General features: G+C 59.4%; 9 protein-coding genes. 2 read left to right on the plus strand and 7 right to left on the minus strand.

The features are described 5' to 3' along the window. Positions 1–40: 40 nt before the first annotated feature. The 5 genes from ACNY69_RS17670 to glyQ all read right to left on the minus strand — a co-directional run bounded on the left by ACNY69_RS17670 (position 41) and on the right by glyQ (position 15,522). Positions 41–289 (minus strand): hypothetical protein, encoded by a 249-nt coding sequence (locus ACNY69_RS17670; protein WP_288477248.1) that lies wholly within the window; start codon positions 287–289, stop codon positions 41–43. Further along, positions 286–10,389 (minus strand): hemagglutinin repeat-containing protein, encoded by a 10,104-nt coding sequence (locus ACNY69_RS17675; RefSeq protein WP_418799372.1) that lies wholly within the window; start codon positions 10,387–10,389, stop codon positions 286–288. The genes ACNY69_RS17670 and ACNY69_RS17675 overlap by 4 nt, the downstream gene beginning before the upstream one ends. 58 nt (positions 10,390–10,447) lie before the next feature. After that, a complete protein-coding gene (locus tag ACNY69_RS17680) occupies positions 10,448–12,178 on the minus strand; it encodes a ShlB/FhaC/HecB family hemolysin secretion/activation protein (protein WP_418799374.1) in 1,731 nt (576 codons plus the stop codon). 353 nt (positions 12,179–12,531) lie between these two features. Continuing rightward, a complete protein-coding gene (gene glyS / locus ACNY69_RS17685) occupies positions 12,532–14,601 on the minus strand; it encodes a glycine--tRNA ligase subunit beta (RefSeq protein ID WP_111141587.1) in 2,070 nt (689 codons plus the stop codon). A gap of 9 nt (positions 14,602–14,610) precedes the next feature. Beyond that, entirely contained in the window at positions 14,611–15,522 is a 912-nt protein-coding gene (gene glyQ / locus ACNY69_RS17690; RefSeq protein WP_003849680.1) for a glycine--tRNA ligase subunit alpha, read from the minus strand. 218 nt (positions 15,523–15,740) lie between these two features. Between glyQ and ACNY69_RS17695 the strand changes: the two genes are divergently transcribed. Next, the gene (locus ACNY69_RS17695; RefSeq protein ID WP_111141589.1) at positions 15,741–16,736 is read left to right on the plus strand and encodes an acyltransferase; all 996 of its coding nucleotides are present in this window, start codon (positions 15,741–15,743) and stop codon (positions 16,734–16,736) included. Here ACNY69_RS17695 and yieH read toward each other — a convergent pair. Beyond that, positions 16,729–17,406 carry a 6-phosphogluconate phosphatase gene (gene yieH, locus ACNY69_RS17700; RefSeq protein WP_111141591.1) on the minus strand — a complete coding sequence of 226 codons (678 nt, stop codon included), beginning with the start codon at positions 17,404–17,406 and terminating at the stop codon, positions 16,729–16,731. The two genes, ACNY69_RS17695 and yieH, sit on opposite strands and share 8 nt — an antisense overlap. A gap of 152 nt (positions 17,407–17,558) precedes the next feature. Here yieH and ACNY69_RS17705 point away from each other — a divergent pair, with 152 nt between their 5' ends. Further along, positions 17,559–18,872, plus strand: coding sequence for an NCS2 family permease (locus ACNY69_RS17705; protein WP_367395955.1), 1,314 nt, complete (start codon positions 17,559–17,561; stop codon positions 18,870–18,872). Between the two features lie 37 nt (positions 18,873–18,909). Here the strand turns inward: ACNY69_RS17705 and ACNY69_RS17710 are convergent, their stop codons facing one another. Beyond that, positions 18,910–19,659, minus strand: a complete 750-nt coding sequence (locus ACNY69_RS17710; protein ID WP_418799378.1) for a 4'-phosphopantetheinyl transferase family protein — start codon at positions 19,657–19,659, stop codon at positions 18,910–18,912. Positions 19,660–19,933 lie beyond the last annotated feature (274 nt).

A 19,933-nucleotide genomic window follows, 5' to 3' on the forward strand; every position in this document is an offset into this window, starting at 1 on the left:
AAAGCAAAAATCCCGGCGCAACGGCCGGGACTTCAGAAGATTATTCAGGATCTGATGGGGGAGTTTTACGCGATTTGTACTTATCTATCAGATTAAAAACTATTGAGGCTAATGTAATCGCTGTTCCTGCAATACAACCAAAAATAATAGCTCTCTTAATCTGTCCATCAGGTATCAAGAAATATCCATTCTTAATATATACAATGAACGATGCACCAGCTCCTAAAATAAAACAGACCAGTATACAAAAAACACAAGAATAAATTACAAGCTTGATATAGGCGATCATTTTCCACCCTCATTTCCTTTTTCAGATTCAGAGGACTTTTGCGGAGCCGGTGTATTCAAGAGATCTTTTGTATATCCACCTAAAAATTCTGTCCCAAGTGAGCCGATAGCATCAAATATGAATCCAGGAGCTTCCTTTCCTGTTATTGAACTAACTACCCCTGGTGCATATTCACCAAATCCCCAGCCCAGTCCAGCGCCACCTGCTGCGATACCAATCGATCCAGTATCAGCTCCATCAGTAAACACTGCACCACCTGCCGCTATCCCAACATTCTGCCAGACGTTACGGCCTGGTGCTAACGCACCAGTTACAGCCGCAGAAGCACTTCCCCAGTAATCCCATGTCTTTTGCTGATTTTCAGGCAGGCTCTGATTCTTTTCACTGTTTATATCAATCCACTGATAGGTGCCATTTGCTATTTCCGCTATCGTTGCGCCCGCCACAACCTTCCCAATGCTCGCTGCTGGCCCTATATAACCTGCACCGGCAATCAACACACCATCTTTATAACCGTCAACGATGACTTTGGTGATATTTGCGCCTTCTGGCAGATCACCTTTCGCATTCTTACTCAGTGCAGCGTTGATCTCTTCTGTTATCGCTCCTGCTTCTGCCATTGACATTCCCAGCGTTGAGGCTGCGCCACCGTAGCTGTTCAGCCCTGACGGCAGACTGAACATGTCGTTATTCTCGGACGTGTTCTTTCCTGCCTGCGCACCTGCCACGGCTGAAGCCGCACTATCTGCGGTAAGTCCGACTGCCAGCCCGCCTGCCAGCGTGCTCAGAGCTGATATGGTCTGCTTCTGCGTTTCATTCAGCCTGCTGTAATCATCCGTGCCATACAACGTTTTCGCTATTACGGAAGTTGCGACGGACGCGGTTGCTGCACCTGCCGCTCCGGTTAGTGCTGAGTTACCTGATGCCTGCGCCACTACTGCACCAACAACCGCATGGGCCATCAGGTTTGCTTCCGGGTTGCCTTCCGTCAGCCTGTGTATCTCCGTCGCCAGGTATGGCGCGGCCGCGCCGCTTATGGCCTGCGCCACGCTACCGCCCGACAGCCCCTGTACCGCTGCCGTCACCGCGCTGATGGCACGCTGCACCTTACCGCCCGTTCCGAACCCGGTCTCCGCAAACGCCTGCTTATAAAGGTTGCTGTATACCTGGTTATTAACGTCACTTTCGCTGTACTGCTTCGTCGGATCCTTCGCTTTCAGCTCTGCCAGCGCCCTGTCGCGGTCGGCCTGCGTGGTCCCGGACATCTTATCGTTTGCGGCCTTCGTCGCGATTATCTCGCCCTGCGTCCGGGCGATATCCCCCGCCTGCGCGCCGATTTTCCCGATGAGCTGCGCCGCCTTCAGCCGGTTCTGCTCCTTCTCTTTATCAAAGATAACCTCCAGACCCGGGTTCGCGTTCGCCACGTCATGGCTTAAATCTGCAACGTCCTGCTTCTGCTTCGATGAGTCGCGGATAACAATAGTGCCCTCGCTCACCGCCGACCTCGTGGTGCTTTCCGCGCTGCCGCTGTCGTTCAGCCCCGCCAGCATCCCGTTCGCCATGTTGCCCTCAAACTGGCTGCCGATGCTGCCGCCGGTGCTCATCCCCGCGCTCTGGTGTTCGGTTTTGTAGTCCGCGTGGTTCTCTATGTCGCCAAAGCCCAGCGTGCCGGTGTCGAGCCTGTTCAGGCTGGCATCTGCCGTACTCGCGATAACCGCACCGTTCAGCTGCGTGTGTTCACCAGCCGTCACGTCAAAGCCGCCCCTGCCCGCAAAAATCCCGGTCTGCTCCGCCACGCTCTGCCAGTTGCTGTGCATCTTATCCCGGCTCACGTTCACGTTCGCCGACCCGGTCATCGAGCCGAACGTGAAGCTGCCGCCCGCGCTGGCGCTCTGCTGCTTACTGTCGTAGCGGTCGCTGTCCTGCTCTGAGGTCAGCGTCAGGTTGCGGCCCGCGTCCACCTTCACACTTTCACCATTTGCCTGCGCGCCCGTGAGCGTGGTGTCGCGCCCGCTGGTCAGGCTGAGCTGGCTGCCCGCGTCCAGCGTGGTTTCGCTGTGCGTCAGCCCGTTGCCCTTTTCGCTGCCCTTTGCCGCATTGACGCTCGCCGACACGCTGATGCCGTAGCCGCCTGAACCCACGCCGATGCCGACCCCGACGCTGCCGCCCCTGCTGCTGTTTTTGCTGTCGGTGCTCTGCGTGTTCTGCGCCGACTGCAGCAGGATGTCCCGCGACGCCGCCAGGCTCATATCACCGCCCGCCTTCAGCTGGCTGCCGGTAATGCTGATATCGCCGCTCTGCGCCGTGCCGTTTTTGCCGGTTGCCGTGACGTTAAGGTTCCGGCCCGCCGTCAGCGTGCTGCCCTGCGACCGGCTGCTCTCAGTTCGCGTCTCGCTTTTCGACGACTGGCTGCCGTATGAGGCGCTGACGCCGATGGTATTGGTCGCGCCCGTCTCATAGTCTTTATCGCCCGGACTCCGGCCTGCGGCGGCATTGTGTGCATCCGCCGAGGCCGTGTTCAGCCCGTCCATCTGAACCGCCTGCGCCGCCTGCACCCCGTTCAGCGCCGCCTGGGTATTCTGCAGCGCGCTGACCCGCCCGTCACCCGACTTCCTGGCCTGCTGCGCAGTACTCACCGCCGTGTTGAGCGCACTGCCCGCCGCACCCGACAGGGCAAGCGTCAGTCCGCTCTGCTTCGTCTCGGTCTTCTCGGTGCGCGTCCGCTGGTCATAGCCCGGGTCGATGCTCACGCTGTCGCCCGTCAGGTTCAGGTCTTTCCCCGCCACCAGGTCCGCGCCGCCGACGTGGAGCCGGTTGCCCGCCGTGATGTTTACGCTGCCCTGGCTGCTGCCGACGGTGCTGACGCTCTGGCTCTGGGTGGTACCTTTCTCATCGATTTCATGGCGGGTCGACTGCTTCCCGACTGTAAAGCCGATGCCGCCGCTGCTCAGCAGACCGCTCTTTTTCTTTTCCTCCAGCTGATAGTGGCTGTCGGTCTCGGTGGCTGCGCCGATCTCCACGTCGCGCCCGGCACGCAGGTTCACGTCCCGCTCGGCGGCAACCGCCGAGCCGGTCACCCTCAGGTCGCGCCCGGCGATGACCGTGACGCTTTCACCGCTCAGCAGGCTGCCGTTCTCACGGGTAGTAATGTCCTGCGTTACGCTGTGGCCGCTGCTTTTGTTCAGCAGACCTTTATTCTCTGAGCGCTCCTCGCTGTAGAACGACTCCCGTTCGGTGGCAGTATTCAGCACAATGTCCTGCTTCGCCTGCAGCCCGACCGCGCCCTGTTCACTGTGCAGTGTACTGCCGGTCACCGTAACGTCGCCCTCGCGCCCGATCACCGTTACGCCCTGCTGCCCGCTGAAGGTACTGCCGGTGCTGCTCTCACGAGAGTTTTCCTCCTCGCGATGGCTGCGGGTCTTGCCCTCGCGCTTATTCTCGCTGTCCTGATCAAGCACGCTGGCACGCGCATCCTTAATGGTCACGTTCTTCGCACTGACGCCAATTTGGCCCTGTGAACTGTCAACCTGCGCGCCTTCGGCCTGCAGGTTATTGCCCGCCACCACCGCCACGCCCTGGTCACCGCTCAGGGTGCTGAGCAGCAGACGATCTTCCTGACGGCTGTTGCTGACCGATGAAGTCCGGCTATTGGCCTCAAGATGGGTGGTGTTGGTGGTGGTTTCAGCGCCGATGCGAATGTCGCCGCCAGCCTCAACCCGGGCTGAGCCGGAGGCGCTGGCCTGGCTGCCGGTCAGCGTCAGATCACGCCCGGCAGAGAGCAGGATGTTACCACCGGCGCTAAGCTCACTGCCCTGCGCCTGCTGCCACTCGCCGCTGCCCTGCGCCATGCGCTTGCCCGCCTCTTCCATGCCGCGGCTGGTACGATTGCCCATCGCCCCGGCGATAACGTTCAGGCTGCCGCTATGGCTGCTTTTCGCGGTACCGATCTCAAGGTTGTTGCGTGCGCTCAGGCTAAGATTATCGGTCGCATTGAGCTTCGCACCCTGTAGCCGGATATCGGTGCCGCTGAGGCTGATATCGTCAGCGCTCATCGTCGCCTGCCGCAGGGCATTCTGCAGATCGGTGCTGATCGTCAGCGTCTCCGCTTTCACATCAATGCTGCCCGCTTTGATGTCGCCGCCCAGGTGCAGGAACTGCCCGCTGTCAACGGAAAGCGCCTTGTCCGCAAAGAGATTCCCTGCGTTGGTCACGCTGCCCGCTGAGAGCTGCAGATTACCGCCGCCAATTACTGCGCCCGCGCCCGTCACGCGCAGTGTGGCCGGTGCCAGATAAACTTTTGGCACCCACACGGTCTGCGGGCCGTTCGCCGTATCAACCGTTTCGCTGACCAGCCAGACGATATCCTGCTGCAGTGCTGCAATCTGTTGCGGCGTCAGCGCCACGCCCGGCACCAGATGGAAATCCTGCGCCACTTTTGAGCCGTTGTTCATCAACGCCTGGTACTGCGCCATCGCATCAAAGCCGTTAACAGAGGCCCTGCCGGTCAGTTTCAGGACCTGCTCACGCACCAGCCGCTGCTCATAAAAACCATCGCCCAGTCGTTTATGCACCTGCGACGGGTCATAGCCCACCCGTTCGAGCAGATAATCACTGCTGATGAATTTATCCCGACGCGTAAAGCGCTCATCAGTGACCACCAGGAACGGACTGCCCGCCGCGGTATGCTGGCTGAACAGGCCGTTATTGGGGATAGTTGTGGCGACTTTCTCCAGCTGTTGCAGCGCCGTCAGCGCCAGCTCAGCCGGTAACAGCGGGCGAGCATCGTCACCCGCCTCAAGCTCTGTATCGCCGTCATGGTGAGCGACACCGTCCATAGTGAAAGCCAGCGGGTTGCGTTCATACTCCGCGCGCTCGGCGTCGACCGCCTGCAGCGCTGCCTCAAGCTGGCTAACCTGCGCCTGATTAACGGTGGTGTTACTGATGTTCGCTCCGCTGATACTGACGTTACCGTTGCCGGTGATGATGCCGTCAACGGTAGCCAGGGCAATGGTCTGGTCAGAATGGAAGGTCGGATACCAGTGATGGGTATTCTGGTCATAATGATCGACAATTAGTTCCTGACGGCGCTCATTGACCGAGTAGCCCCGGTTATCAACGCTGCCACCGCCATCCACGGTCAGATTGCCGTTGGCCGTGATCACGCTGGCATCATTGAGTAACGCGCCGGTGATGCGCAGGATCATATTGCCACCCGCCAGGATACGGGCGCCGATGCCTTCACTGACCAGCCGATCACGCGTTACAGTGCCGGTTACAGTTCGTTCACGAAAATTGTTGTAATCAGTGACGAACGGCGCATTGTCGATGTCGATATGCTTTTCAGGATCCCACTGCTCAATACGTCCACTGTTTGCTTCGCGCCAAACCGTGTTCTGGTAAGGGGTTGGGACGTGCTTTTGCCGCAACCCACGGGTTTCATAGAACGTCATGGCATAGGTGCCGTCGGCATTGGGGTTGAGCGCCAGATAGTTAACCCACAGATCGGTCAACACGCCCTGATTGTTCATGACACGGACCTGGGCGCGTTTGCCTGCAGCGTCAATCGCCAGCAGCGTGCCGTAAGGATTACTCTGCGCGGCCGCCTCATCCTGGAAGGTCAGCTGCTGAGTGGTTGACGCCATGGTGCTGAGTTCCGTATTGGTCTCTCCGCCGTAAGAGCGCCAGTAATAGTTATATCGATGCCACTTGTAGTCATTAGTCTCAGCGTCGCGCTCAATCACCAGTCCTTCGCGCAGATTATCGAGCCGTCGCGCCTCCAGTGTCATATCACCGTCGGCTTCGATAAAACTCGCCCGGTTCTCAATCAGGTCATTGCTGAGTAGCGACAGACGATCGCCGCTGTAAAGCAAGGCGCCATCTTTGTTGCTCAGCCGCTCGCGGGCTTCCAGCGTCAGGCTTTCGGTGGCCGCGATGACTGCCGGCTGGCCATGGTTATCGATAACCCGACCCAGCACGGTGACCTCATCGCCCATCACGGTCGCGCTGTTATCCAGCGAGTCGACATTCAGCGTCAGGGCGTCCGCTTCAAGACGCCCGCTGTTCAGCAGCGCACCGGCCGTGAGCTGCACCGTTTTGCCTACCAGCATTGCTGGGTTAGTGATAGCCGTGGCATTCAGTATCAGATTACCTGGCAGCAGCCAGTCGGCCAGGTTCGTGAACGCTCCGCTCAGCGAGAAGGTCACCGTGCCATTACTGCTGAGGGTTTCGCCTGCCTGGTGGGTATAGTCCTGTTGCGCGGTCAGCGTCAGAGCCTGCAGGCCCAGCAGCGTACCGCCCCGATTGTCGAGGGTCTGTGCATGGATGTTTAATGCGCCCGCACTCTCCAGCCGTCCACCCTGATTCAGCAGGACAAGCGGGGAATCGGTGGCCGGCAGATCACCATTGATGTCGAGATCGCCATTGGCCAGCATCTGCCCCTGTCGGTTATCCAGCCGGGCAATGCCCCGCAGCAGAAGCGTTCCGGCGCTTTGCAATCGTCCGGTGCTGTTATCAATGTCACGGGCAGTCAGGGCGGTGTGAGTAGTACCGAGGATCAGACCCGCGTCGCGGTTGCTCAGCCGATCTGCCTGCAAGGACACCGCCGCCTGGCTGCTCATCACCCCCTGCGCGCTGTTATCGATCGTCGTCGCGTTCAGCACTAAATCCTGGGTGGCAACCAGCTGTCCGCCCTGGTTATTCAGCTGCGCGGCCGCCAGCGTCAGCGCAGCGCCGCTGTGGACTTTGCCCTGCTGGTTGTTGAGCAGATTGATGGTGTAGAGACCCGCGCCCTGGCTGATCAGCGTGCCGCCGGTATTGTCCAGCTGTCCGCTGGTCAGGTTTAGCGTCTCGCGGCTGCTGAACACGCCCTGACGGTTATCGATCGTCGCGGCATTAACCTGCTGTCCACCATTGCTGCGTACCGCGCCGACGCTGTTATCTAACGAACCCTGCAGGTTTAGCGTGAGCTGTTGCTGGCTGTCGATGCTGCCGCCTGCATTGTTCAGCGTCTGCGCATCCAGCTGAAGCGCATTGCCGCTCTGCACGTTACCGGCCCGGTTATCCAGATCCCCGGCCAGATTCAGCCGCGACTGCCGCTGACTGTAGAGCAGACCGCCCTGGGTGTTATCGAGACGCGCAGCGGTGATGGCCAGCCCCTCACCGGCCAGCCACTGGCCGCCCGCATTGTTTATGTTACCGGTACGGCTGCCTTCGGTCTGACCCTGAACGGTTAGTTGCTGCTGAGCAGAAACTTTACCCGCCAGGTTGTTGATAGTCTGCGCAACGCGTAACGCCATGCCAGAAGCCGACTGCAATACACCGCTGGCGTTACTGAGCCAGTTTGCTGAGAGTTCAGTCTGCTGCTGACTTTGCACGCTGCCGGCCGTGTTATCGAAACCAGCAGTCGTGGCAGTCCAGCGCGCCTGGCTGCCCATCCATCCCTGCGCATTCCCGATCTCCTGCGCCTGAAGCGTCTGGCTTAAGCGGCTGAAGATGCGGCCGTTGCTGTTATCCAGATGACCGGTGAACTGCATATCCAGGGTGTCCAGCGCATTGATGGCACCCTGAGCATTAAACAGATTCACAGCGCTTGCCTGCGTGCGGCCATTACCGGTCAGGGTGCCGCCCTGATTGTCCCAGTCACCCGTCAGGTTGAGCGTCAGCGCCTGCTGGCTAAGCACCTGTCCTGACTGGCGATTGCTCAGCGCACCACCCTGAAGCAGCAGATCGCCGCCACTTTGCAGCGACCCGCCATCGTTATCAAACAGTGTCGCGGAGGAGCCATGGACCGCGAGGGCGTTTTGCGCCGTGAGTTTGCCACCCTGGTTGAGGATATCGCCGCGGCTGGTCAGGACCAGATCGCCGCCAGACTGCAAACGGCCGCTGGCGTTATTGAGTTGATCTGCCGTTGCCGTGACCCGCTCACCACCCTGCGCCGTCCCACCGCTGTTTTGCCAGAATCCGCCGCTGTTGAGCAAAAGATAATGACCCGCTTCGACCCAGCCGCCGCGGTTGTCCAGGCCCTGTGTCGTCGTCAGGCTCAGATCCTGCAGCGCAATCAGTTTGCCCTCTGTGTTGTCCAGTCCGCTTGCTGTCAGGCTCAGATCGCGCTGGCTGATGATCTCGCCCTGCACATTGTTCAGATGCTGCGCGTTCAGCGACAGCTGGCCGCCGTTCAGGGTACCCGCGTGATTATCCAGATCGCCGCCTGCGCTGAGCGTCAGCACATTACCGGCCAGCAGATTACCCTGACTGTTATTAACCGCGTCACGGGCAGTGATCGCCAGCGACGCCTGTGTTTTGACGGTGCCGCTCTGGTTATTCAGGCTGCCTGCCTCAAGCGCCAAATCGCCGTTGCTGCCCAGTTCACCCGAGGTGTTGTCGAGCAGTCCTTCAACCCGCCAGTGCTGCGCCGCGTTATCCAGTGCAACCATCCGGCCACGCTGGTTGTTCAGCGAGATGCTCTGCAGATTGAGCTGCTGGCTCTCAATCGAGCCGTCGCTGTTGTCGAGCCCGCCAGACAACGTAAAGCGGCTTTCGCCACTTCCGGTCTGCGACCATCCCGCCTGCTGGCTGAACAGGCTGCGTCCATCGATCTGCCAGCGTCCGGCGCTGATTTGTGCCTGCTGCGCGTCGATATCACCTGCGGTATTAATCGTCAGTTCATCACTGTTGATGACCGACTGCCGTACAGCAACACCCTCTTCCTGAGCAATCAGAGAGGCGCGGCTGGCGGCAACCTGAGCGCCACTGAGATCGACCCGGCGTCCGCGCGCGCTGACCTCTTTTTTGCTCAACAGGCTGCCGCTGGCGCGAATAGTATCCTGGCTCTCCAGTTGCAGACTGGCTTCCTGCACAATCTGGCTGCTGGCGTCGCTGCCTGCCAGCAGGTGTCCACTGCTCTGAATGCTGCGGGCCGCCTTCAGTTGCACATCACCTGCCGCCGCCAGGGTGCCGGACTGGGTAATCCCGCCTTCCCGACTCTGAACCGTCAGCTGACCGCCACTGTGGAGTTTGCCCTGATAATCAACGCTATCTCTGGCCGCCAGGCTGATGTCGCCTCCGGCCTGCGTGACGCCATCCTGTGCCGCTGATTGCCAGACGAGTTTGCCTTCGCTGCTCACTACCAGCGTTTTACCCGCCTGCACCTGAGCGTTCTGATTCCGCACGCCGACGCCCGCTTCGGTGCCAATCATGCGGATCTGGCCGCTGTACATGCCGCCCATCTGGCCCATGTCGATCGCCAGTTCAGGTCTGGCGCTGCCGTCGTCAGCCAGCGGTGTGACCGTCTGCGCGTCTGCGCTTACGCGGTTGCGACCGGCCACCACCGCCAGCTCCTTTTTGGCCCAGACGCCCGCATTGATCTCCACCGCGCGGGCCAGGACGTCAACATACTCAGTATCATGGCGGGGATCGCCGTTGAGTCCGCCGCCTTCAATGCGCACCACACCACGTTCAACCTGATAACCCGCCACGCTGCCGTCAGCGTTGAGCTGCGGTTTGCCGGTGGTCAGCGTCATGCGCCCGGCATTGATCGTGCCGCATCCGTTGCAGACGATCCCCGCCGGGTTAGCGACAATCACCTGCGCCCGTCCGCCCGCCACTTCCATATAACCGCGAAGCTGGCTGGGATTATTGCTGTTCACTTCGTTGAGGATCACCCGCGCCGGTGCTGCGCCGGGCTTGAGGTTGGGGTTGCCCTGAATCATTCCGGCCAGTTGCGTGGAGGTCATCACTGCGGAGTTATTCAGGATGGCACCGTTCTGCGCGACATCGAACTGCTGATACTGGTTATGCGAGATACCAGCCTGATTAGGCGCAGTAATATTGACCTGCGGCAGCCCGTTCTGCGTAGCGATGACGTCTGGTCGCTGACCGGGCATCGCACTATTGTCCGCCACAATGCCGTTTGCCAGTGCTGGCCCGGCACACAGCGCCAGTCCAAGCAGCCACGTCGTGCGGCGTAACGTGACCCAGAGACGCGGCGCGCCGTTGCCACGGCTCTGGCCGGGTTCCATGCTGCAACTGCGGGCAAGTTCTGACACCACCCGGAGCTCACCATGGGTCCGGCTGAAGATAATGCGATAGCAATGTTTATTCATGGGGTCACATCCGTGTGAAAGTCAGAAGTTCAGCCAGCGGGATCGCCCGCTTTATTGGTCAGATTTCCAGGTTAACGCTGAAACCCGCCGTCGCGCCTGATGTATGAAAACCCGCCGGTTTATAGAGCGGCACGCCCGCAAACAGGTCGTAGCTGAACCGGCCCCAGAGCGAGCCGCGTACGCCGATGGCACTGCCTGCCAGCTGATGCCCGACCAGATCCCGGGCTCCAGGCCCGCTTACCCGGCCATAATCAGCCGCCAGATAGAGCTCATGTCCGCGTGAGAAAAGATTCCAGCCCATTTCGTTGCGCCACAGCAGACCCTTTTCGCCTGACAGCATCTGTTCACCGTCGAAGCCGCGCACCGTATAACGCCCGGCAATCGCCATGCGCTCCTGTGGCGTCAGGGCATTCGGACTCCACTGGCCACGCACGCTGCTGTAAATCCGCCAGGGCTGCTCGCCCAGGGCGAAAGGATGGTTGATGCCGAGGTCGCTCAGCAGTATGCCGGTACGCGCGCTGCCCTGATGACGCGACTCTTCCGGCGCAGGCAGTGCATTAAACGCTCCGGTGCCACGCCGCCAGGCGATATTCGCGTCCAGCGTGCTGCTGCCAAAATAGCTGTGCTGATTCAGGCCCAGCTCCCAGCCCGCGGTGCGCCGCTTTTGCTGCTCTATGTCGATATTGTTGACGGCGTTGGTGGAGTGTTTGCGATAGCCGCGCATATTCAGCGTGGTTTTGTTGGACTGGTCGCGATAGAGCAAGCGGGAGACCGTGAGCTGGGCGTTGTCGCTCTTACCGCTGTAGCGCAGCACCTCATTGGCATTAGGGATGTTCTGGTGATAGGTGTAGTCGTTATAGTTGCCGGAGACGGCCCAGTACCCGATCGGGAAAACGTAATTCAGGGTGTGCGAGCGGTTGCCGAACGGCCCATGCTCAAACAGATTTTTGCCGATGCTGGCGTAAAAAAGGTCGTTTTGCGCAAAAGGCGCATCCACCGCCAGCGTGGCGGAACCGAGGTAGCGTCCGGTACTTTCAGAGCCGCTATCATCCAGCCCCAGATTGAGCCGCACCGGTCTGCCTTCATGCCAGTTGACCTGCAGATCGCTGGTCGCTTCCTGCTCGCCCGGCACGATCTTAATGTCGGCACTGGCGCTGGGCACCCGCTTAAAGTTCTCCAGACCCTGCTCAATATCACGCAGATTCAAAATATCGCCCGATGACGCCGGAACGGCATTCCACAGCCGTCCGCGCCAGGAAACAGGTTCTTCGAAGCGAATCTGTCCGATGCGGCCAGGCTGCAGCGTCAGCGTTAATACTCCTTTGGTCAGATCCTGTTCCTGCGCCATTACACGGGTCGTGACATAGCCTCTGGCAAGAATCGCATTCTGCACTTTGTTGATGATCAGCGTGATGCCCTGCCCGCCCAGACAGCGGCCTTTAGCGTCGGCGGCAGCATCAAGTGCCCACTGAAAACGGCTGGCTGCTTCGCCCGTCAGGGCGATCTGATTAATGGCAAAGCAGGGATGTTCACTGACCGGATAGCCTGGCAGAGGACGATACGGACGCGAAAGATGTTCATCCACCTGCGGAGCATTCTGCTGTTGCAGCAGGCGCTCACGCAACTGCTGGCGCAGTTGCTCGCGGCTATCAATCGTCAGACCTTCTTCATGGGGGAGATTAACAGGTGGCGCAGCCATCAGCGGTAAAGCAGTGCAGGATATCGCCCCTGCCATCATGCCGGGCAGACGTAGTGACGCAGGCCTGCGCAGTAAAAAAATCCTTTTCATGAAAATTCCATTTCACTAAATGTAACCGGGTGTAACTTTTGGCGGATTATCGCTCTGGAGAGAGGAAAAACAAGGGGTAAGACTACTTTTCAGGCGGTTTCTTAACCTGCGAATAGCGGGTAAAAATGGCATGAAGACGGGCAAAGGAGATGAAGCAGCAAACTGAATTTTCAGGCTAAATGCGCCATAAGATTCAGTTAAGTTGCTGATTTAACCATTTTCAGCCGCGCGCAAAGCGACTGAGCGGATTTTTGCCCTGAACACAGAGAGGCTGGCGAGAATGTTTATCGCCCGGATTGAAATCCACAAAAAAAGGGACGATTTCTCGTCCCTTTTTCGCACGGCTAATCACATTACTGCAGCAGCGAGATATCCGCGACCTGCAGGAACAGTTCACGCAGTTTAGACAGCAGCGTCAGGCGATTGACCCGCACCGCCTGATCGTCGGCGTTGACCATCACCTTATCGAAGAAGTTGTCTACCGCAGTCCGCAACTGGGCCAGTTCGACCAGCGCATCCTGATAGCGGCCTTCCGCGAAGTAGGGCTGCAGCTTGCTGCTCAGCGCGGTCACAAAGGTCGCCAGCTGGATCTCTTCGTTCTCTTTCAGCAGCGACGCCTGCACGCTGTCGTTTAGCGTTTCGGTCGATTTCGCCAGGATGTTAGAGACGCGCTTGTTCGCTGCCGCCAGTGCGGCCGCAGCCTCCAGCGTACGGAAGTGTGACACCGCTTTCATACGGGCATCAAAGTCCGCCGGACGAGTCGGACGACGCGCCAGCACGGCCTGCAGCGTATCGATGCTGTGTCCCTCTTCCTGATACCAGGCGCGGAAGCGGCCCAGCATAAAGTCGATCACATCGTCGACGACGCGGGCATTGCTCAGCTTGCTGCCATAGAGACGCACCGCCTGTTCAGTCAGCGTCTGCAGGTCGAGCGGCAGGTTCTTCTCAACGATGATGCGCAGGACGCCCAGCGCCGCACGACGCAGTGCAAACGGATCTTTGTCGCCTTTTGGATGCTGGCCGATGCCGAAAATACCGGCAAGCGTATCCATTTTATCGGCAATCGCCAGCGCACAGGCGACCGGGCTGGAGGGCAGATCGTCACCCGCAAAGCGCGGCTGATACTGCTCGTTCAGCGCCACCGCCACATCTTCGGCTTCGCCGTCGTGGCGCGCGTAGTGCATGCCCATCACACCCTGGGTGTCGGTGAACTCGAAGACCATGTTGGTCATCAGGTCACACTTCGACAGCAGGCCCGCGCGGGTAGCGTGATTCACATCTGCGCCAATCTCACCGGCAATCCAGCCCGCCAGAGCCTGAATGCGATCGGTTTTATCGCGCAGCGTGCCCAGCTCTTTCTGGAACAGCACCGTCTCCAGACGGGGCAGATGATCTTCCAGGCGCTTTTTGCGGTCGGTATTAAAGAAGAACTCGGCATCGGCCAGGCGGGGACGCACCACTTTCTCGTTGCCAGAAATAATCTGGCGCGGATCGCTGGACTCGATATTGGTGACGAAAATGAAATTCGGCAGCAGGTTGCCGTCATTGTCATACACCGGGAAATATTTCTGGTCGCCTTTCATGGTGTAGACCAACGCTTCCGCAGGCACCTTGAGGAATTTCTCTTCAAAGGTCGCGGTCAGGACGACCGGCCACTCCACCAGCGATGTCACCTCTTCCAGCAGGCTGTCGCTGATGTCGGCGTTGCCACCCAGACGACGCGCCGCAGCTTCAGCATCGGCTTTGATCATCGCTTTACGGGTCTGATAATCGGCGATCACTTTACCGCGTTTTTCCAGCACGTCAGGATAGTGATCGGCGTGTTCAAGGATGATGTCGTTTTCGCCCATAAAGCGGTGACCGCGAATGTGACGTCCGGACTCAATGCCCAGAATGGTGCCCGGGATCAGCGCATCACCCAGCAGCATCACGACGGTATGCACCGGACGGACAAACTGCACATCGCTGTCGCCCCAGCGCATCAGTTTTGGCACCGGCAGCTTGCTGAGTGCGGTCGCGATCATTGCCGGCAGCAGCGCCTGAGCCGCTTCGCCTTTGACCTGAGCGCGATAAACCAGCCATTCGCCTTTATCGGTGGCGAGGCGTTCGGCCTGATCAACAGTGATGCCGTTTCCGCGTGCCCAGCCTTCGGCCGCTTTGGTAGCGTTACCGTCGGCGTCAAAGGCAGCCGCGACGGCCGGGCCGCGCTTCTCCACTTCCCGATCGGGCTGTGCGGCGCTCAGGTTTGCGACTTTCAGCGCCAGACGACGCGGTGCAGCAAACCAGCTGACCTCGCCGTGGCTCAGGTTGGCTGCATCCAGTTCAGCGGTCACCTGTGCGGCAAAGGCTTCTGCCAGGCTGCGCAGGGCTTTTGGTGGCAGCTCTTCGGTGCCGATCTCCACCAGGAAGGTTTGTTCAGTCATGGCTGCCTCTTACTTTTTGTTATTGCACATCGGGAAGCCCATCGCCTCGCGAGAGGCGTAGTAAGCTTCAGCCACGGCTTTAGTCAGGGTACGAATGCGCAGAATGTAGCGCTGACGCTCCGTCACCGAGATCGCTTTACGGGCATCCAGCAGGTTGAAGCTGTGCGCCGCTTTCAGAATGCGTTCATAGGCGGGCAGTGGCAGCGGTTTTTCCAGCGCCAGCAGATGCTGCGCCTCTTTCTCGTACTGCTCGAAGCAGGTAAAGAGGAAATCAACGTCGGCGTATTCGAAGTTATAGGTGGACTGCTCCACTTCGTTCTGATGGAACACGTCGCCGTAGGTGGTTTTCCCCAGCGGGCCGTCGCTCCAGACCAGATCGTACACGCTGTCGACGCCCTGGATGTACATCGCCAGACGCTCCAGGCCGTAGGTGATCTCACCGGTCACCGGCTTACACTCCAGGCCACCCACCTGCTGGAAGTAGGTGAACTGCGTCACTTCCATGCCGTTGAGCCAGACTTCCCAGCCGAGTCCCCAGGCACCCAGCGTCGGGTTTTCCCAGTTATCTTCCACGAAGCGAATGTCATGCACCGTCGGATCCATACCCAGCTCTTTCAGCGAGCCCAGGTAGAGCTCCTGAATGTTGTCCGGTGAAGGTTTGATGATCACCTGGAACTGGTAATAGTGCTGCAGACGGTTCGGGTTTTCACCGTAACGGCCATCGGTCGGACGGCGCGATGGCTGCACGTAAGCGGCGGCGATCGGCTCCGGGCCGAGTGCGCGCAGGCAGGTCATAGGATGTGAAGTGCCAGCGCCCACTTCCATGTCCAGCGGTTGGACAATGGTGCAGCCCTGACGCGCCCAGTAATCCTGCAAGGTCAGGATCAGCCCCTGAAAGGTTTTGGTATCAAACTTTTGCATGTTGAGTGTGCACGCGCTTCGGTTAGATTAAAAAAAGAGGCCGACAGTATACCCTTTGACCGCGCGATGTGCAGCCGTAAATCCCTGCCGCTGCCGGGCCGTGCAGACAGGCGGGTGGGCGGCCATACAGAGGGCTCCGAATCGTGCTGACGGCAGTTGTTGACCGGGTCGCATTTGGCTACCCTTTTCCGCACGGACGCTATGCGCAAGAGGACGCCATGCCGCAGAAGATATACTGGATCGACAATTTACGCGCGGTCGCCTGCCTGATGGTGATCGTGATTCACACCACCACCTGGTATATCACCGGGCCGATGGCGGTAACCGGCACGACTTGGGATGTGGCAAACCTGCTCAATTCCGCCTCGCGCGTCTGTGTGCCGCTGTTCTTTATGATCTCCGGCTACCTGTTCTTCGGCGAACGCAGCGCCCAGCCGCGCCATATGCTGCGGCTGGTGCTCTGCCTGCTCTTCTACAGCGCGGTCTCCCTGGCCTATATCACCTGGCTGACGCCCATCAGCGAGGGACGGTCGATCCTGAAGATGCTGCAGAAACCGGTCTTTTATCACCTGTGGTTTTTCTTTGCGCTGATCGGCATCTATCTGCTGTCGCCGCTGATTCAGGTCAAAAACGTGCAGGCGCGTTACGTGGCGCTGCTGGTGCTGGTGCTGGCGGTGCTCGCCAACCCTAATACGGTCAGCCAGTCGCTGGGGCCGTTCCATTTCCTGCCGGTCAACCTCTATGTCAGCGGCGACAGCATTTACTACCTGCTTTATGCGCTACTGGGACGGGCTATTGGCAGCATGGAGACACAGCGGCGCGGCCTGACGCCGCTGGCGGCCGGGCTGTTTATCGCCTGTGTGATTGGCATTACGCTGGGCACGAAAAAGGCGCTGATCGTGAACGGCGCCTTTAACGATACGTGGTATCTCTACTGTGGTCCGCTGGTGTTTATTGCCGCCATCAGCCTGCTGGTCGTCTTCAAAAACAGCCTGAATCAGCGCACGCTGCCCGGATTTACCGTGATTGCGCGCTATTCACTGCCGATCTACGGCTTTCATGCACTGTTTATTCACTATCTGCGCACGCATCACTACGACGATATGTCGCGGCCGTGGCTCGACCTGCCGTGGGTGTTCGGGCTGACGCTGGGCGGCAGCCTGCTGCTGGGGATGGCACTGAAACGCCTCGATACCCGTCACCTGGTCAGCTGACCGCGCCGCGTGACACCAGATCCCAGCCGCGGGCACGCCACAGCGCAGGCAGCTGCGCCATATCGTCGAAGCGCGTGACCAGCGGATGGTCCAGATCAGGATTGTGCGGATCGGCACAGTAGTAGTAGACCGGGATCCCGGCGGCGATACCGGCGCGGGCGCCCGCTTCGGAGTCATCCACCAGGATGCAGCGCTCGATCGGCACCTGCATCTGCTCCGCGGCGTGGTACATCAGTTCCGGATCGGGTTTCCAGTGCAGAATGTCATAGCCGCTATAAAGCCGATCCTCAAACAGCGACAGCATCCCGGTTAAGCCCAGCGAATGCTGCATCTTTTTGACGGTTCCATTTGAGACCACGCACATCGGCACGGTAATCTGCTCAACCAGCGCCTTCGCGCCAGCGATCGGTTGCAGATGCTGATCGAAGAGCCGCGCCACTTCCGCCCGGTAGGCGGTTTCCACCTCCTCCATCGGCAGCGTGATCTGATGCGCGTCGCCGACGTCACGAATGATGTCGTAGAGTTTGACGCCTTTGTACTTTTCAAACATCTGCTGCAGCGACAGCGCCAGGCCGTAACGGGCAAAGGTGTTGACGTAGGCCTGGGTGCAGAGCAACTCACTGTCCACCAGCGTGCCATCGCAATCGAAAAAGACGCATTCTACTGACATCAGACTCTATCCTTTGATTCAGGGGTGTGCTCCACACTCTACCGCACTCAGCGCAGATTGCGAGACTGGCAATCGGTTGCGAAAAATCATTGTATTGCCCCGGTAAAATCGCCAGGATACGCGCCGATGAATTTTTCTTCCGGATGAATGGCATGAGCAAGCAAGGCGTTTTGCAGCGCATCTTCAGGCTGCAGGAACATGGCACCACGGTGCGTACCGAAGTGATCGCGGGTATCACCACCTTTCTGACGATGGTCTATATCGTCTTCGTCAATCCGCAGATTCTCGGCGTCGCCGGTATGGATACGCAGGCCGTGTTTGTGACCACCTGTCTGATTGCCGCCTTCGGCAGCATCCTGATGGGACTATTTGCCAATCTGCCGGTGGCGCTGGCGCCTGCGATGGGGCTGAACGCCTTTTTCGCCTTTGTGGTGGTCGGGGCGATGGGCTATTCGTGGCAGGTCGGCATGGGCGCGATCTTCTGGGGTGCGGTTGGCCTGCTGATCCTGACGCTGCTGCGGATCCGCTACTGGATGATCGCCAATATTCCGCTGAGCCTGCGCGTCGGCATTACCGCCGGTATTGGCCTGTTTATCGCCATGATGGGGCTGAAGAATGCCGGTATCATCGTGCCGAACCCCGATACTCTGGTGGCGGTGGGGAATCTGACCTCCCACAGCGTGCTGCTGGGTGCGCTGGGCTTCTTTATTATCGCTATTCTGGCGTCGCGCAATATCCACGCGGCGGTGCTGATCTCCATGGTGATCACCACCGCGATTGGCTGGATGCTGGGCGACGTGAAGTTCGCTGGCCTCTTCTCCGCGCCACCCTCTGTCTCCTCCGTGGTCGGCCAGGTGGATATCAAAGGCGCGTTTAATATCGGCATGGCGGGCGTCATCTTCTCCTTTATGCTGGTTAACCTGTTCGACTCCTCCGGCACGCTGATTGGCGTAACCGACAAAGCGGGTCTGACCAACGAAAGCGGCACCTTTCCACGGATGCAGCAGGCGCTTTATGTCGACAGCATCAGCTCGGTCAGTGGCGCGCTGGCAGGCACCTCCTCCGTGACCGCCTACATTGAGAGCTCCTCGGGAGTGGCAATTGGCGGACGAACCGGCCTGATGGCGGTAGTGACCGGTCTGCTGTTTCTGCTGGTGACCTTCCTGTCACCACTGGCCGCGATGGTGCCGGGCTACGCCGCGGCGGGCGCGCTGATTTACGTTGGGGTATTGATGACGGCCAGCCTGTCGCGCGTGCGCTGGGATGACTTAACGGAAGCCGTTCCGGCCTTTGTGACCGCCGCCATGATGCCGTTCAGTTTTTCGATCACCGAAGGCATCGCGCTGGGATTTATCGCTTACTGTGTCATGAAGGTCGGCACCGGGCGATGGCGTGAAATCAGCCCCTGCGTGGTGATCGTCGCCCTGCTGTTTGTGCTGAAGATTGTCTTTATCGACGCGCACTAAGGCTGTGGATGGCCGCCACCTGCGGGTGGCGGCCTGCTCAGATTTCAGGATGCAGCTTACGTTCACCAGGCAGGCTGGTCAGCCGCAGGGCATGTGGCCCGATATTGGGTTTCCCCATCTCAATTTCGCGTAAGGCGCGCCACTGAAAGTCACTGTCCATCTCCCAGAGATGCAGACGCTGGGTCGCCGACGACAGGGCACAGGACCAGACCAGCATCGGCTCCGCATCACATACCACCTGAATATCGGGATAGAGCGACGAACGCAGCCGCCCCGCACCCGGCAGCAGGCGCAGCGAATCCAGCCCCCGATCCACCTCACCCGTCAGCTTGAGAATGCTCTGGCGTAATGTCCAGATCTGCGTCACCGCTTCCATGACATCCTGCTGGGCGTTGATCCAGGCAAGTTCGCCCGAGGTTAATGCCTGAATCAGCTGCGCCTGCGTCTGCCGGCTTCGCGCATGCACAATCTCCATATCCAGACCGGCCCGTCCGCCCTCTTCCGCCAGCAGCACCCCCACCGTATTGCCGGTGTAGGCGATACTGAAATCGGGCAGATCGCTGTCGGCAAACACCGGGCGTCCGTTGCTCTGGATAATCAGGCGCGGCAGCTCCTGGATGCCATACACCCGCAGCATCAGCTGTGCCAGCAGGGTTCGCGCGGCAAGAAACCGCCCACGCCGCTTGTCAGCAAACTGCTGAGCCGTGTCCGTAACTGCCTGGGGGATGCGTAAATCATGAGCCGGAAAAGCGGGGTCGCCCGTCCAGCGTACAAAATGACCAGCCATCTGTCGCTCCGTGAAAATGGTCAGATAATCATCAGCGACATTGTAAGAATTTTCTTAACGCATTGCACCCGGCAACATACAGATAAGCATAAATTCGGAATAGGATGAGCGGGACAGAAAGGGGTCATGAGCGTACATTTATTCAACCTGCCCGCAGAATCGGGATTGCTGCCTCTTCCAGACTGACCCGCCCGACCGCCAGCGGGCCCTGCTGTCATGCGGCTGTCGGGTCGCTGTCGGGTGCGGGTCGTGTTGCTGCCGGGCACTTTGCCGC

Source organism: Pantoea graminicola (assembly GCF_048452665.1).
Taxonomy (GTDB): Bacteria; Pseudomonadota; Gammaproteobacteria; order Enterobacterales; family Enterobacteriaceae; genus Pantoea.

Bases quoted from the DNA above. Each gene is read 5' to 3' on its own strand.
- ACNY69_RS17675 (WP_418799372.1), bottom strand. From the start codon at position 10,389: ATGAATAAACATTGCTATCGCATTATCTTCAGCCGGACCCATGGTGAG.
- ACNY69_RS17710 (WP_418799378.1), bottom strand. From the start codon at position 19,659: ATGGCTGGTCATTTTGTACGCTGGACGGGCGACCCCGCTTTTCCGGCT.
- ACNY69_RS17670 (WP_288477248.1), bottom strand. From the start codon at position 289: ATGATCGCCTATATCAAGCTTGTAATTTATTCTTGTGTTTTTTGTATA.
- ACNY69_RS17705 (WP_367395955.1), top strand. From the start codon at position 17,559: ATGAGCAAGCAAGGCGTTTTGCAGCGCATCTTCAGGCTGCAGGAACAT.
- ACNY69_RS17680 (WP_418799374.1), bottom strand. From the start codon at position 12,178: ATGAAAAGGATTTTTTTACTGCGCAGGCCTGCGTCACTACGTCTGCCC.
- glyS (WP_111141587.1), bottom strand. From the start codon at position 14,601: ATGACTGAACAAACCTTCCTGGTGGAGATCGGCACCGAAGAGCTGCCA.
- glyQ (WP_003849680.1), bottom strand. From the start codon at position 15,522: ATGCAAAAGTTTGATACCAAAACCTTTCAGGGGCTGATCCTGACCTTG.
- yieH (WP_111141591.1), bottom strand. From the start codon at position 17,406: ATGTCAGTAGAATGCGTCTTTTTCGATTGCGATGGCACGCTGGTGGAC.
- ACNY69_RS17695 (WP_111141589.1), top strand. From the start codon at position 15,741: ATGCCGCAGAAGATATACTGGATCGACAATTTACGCGCGGTCGCCTGC.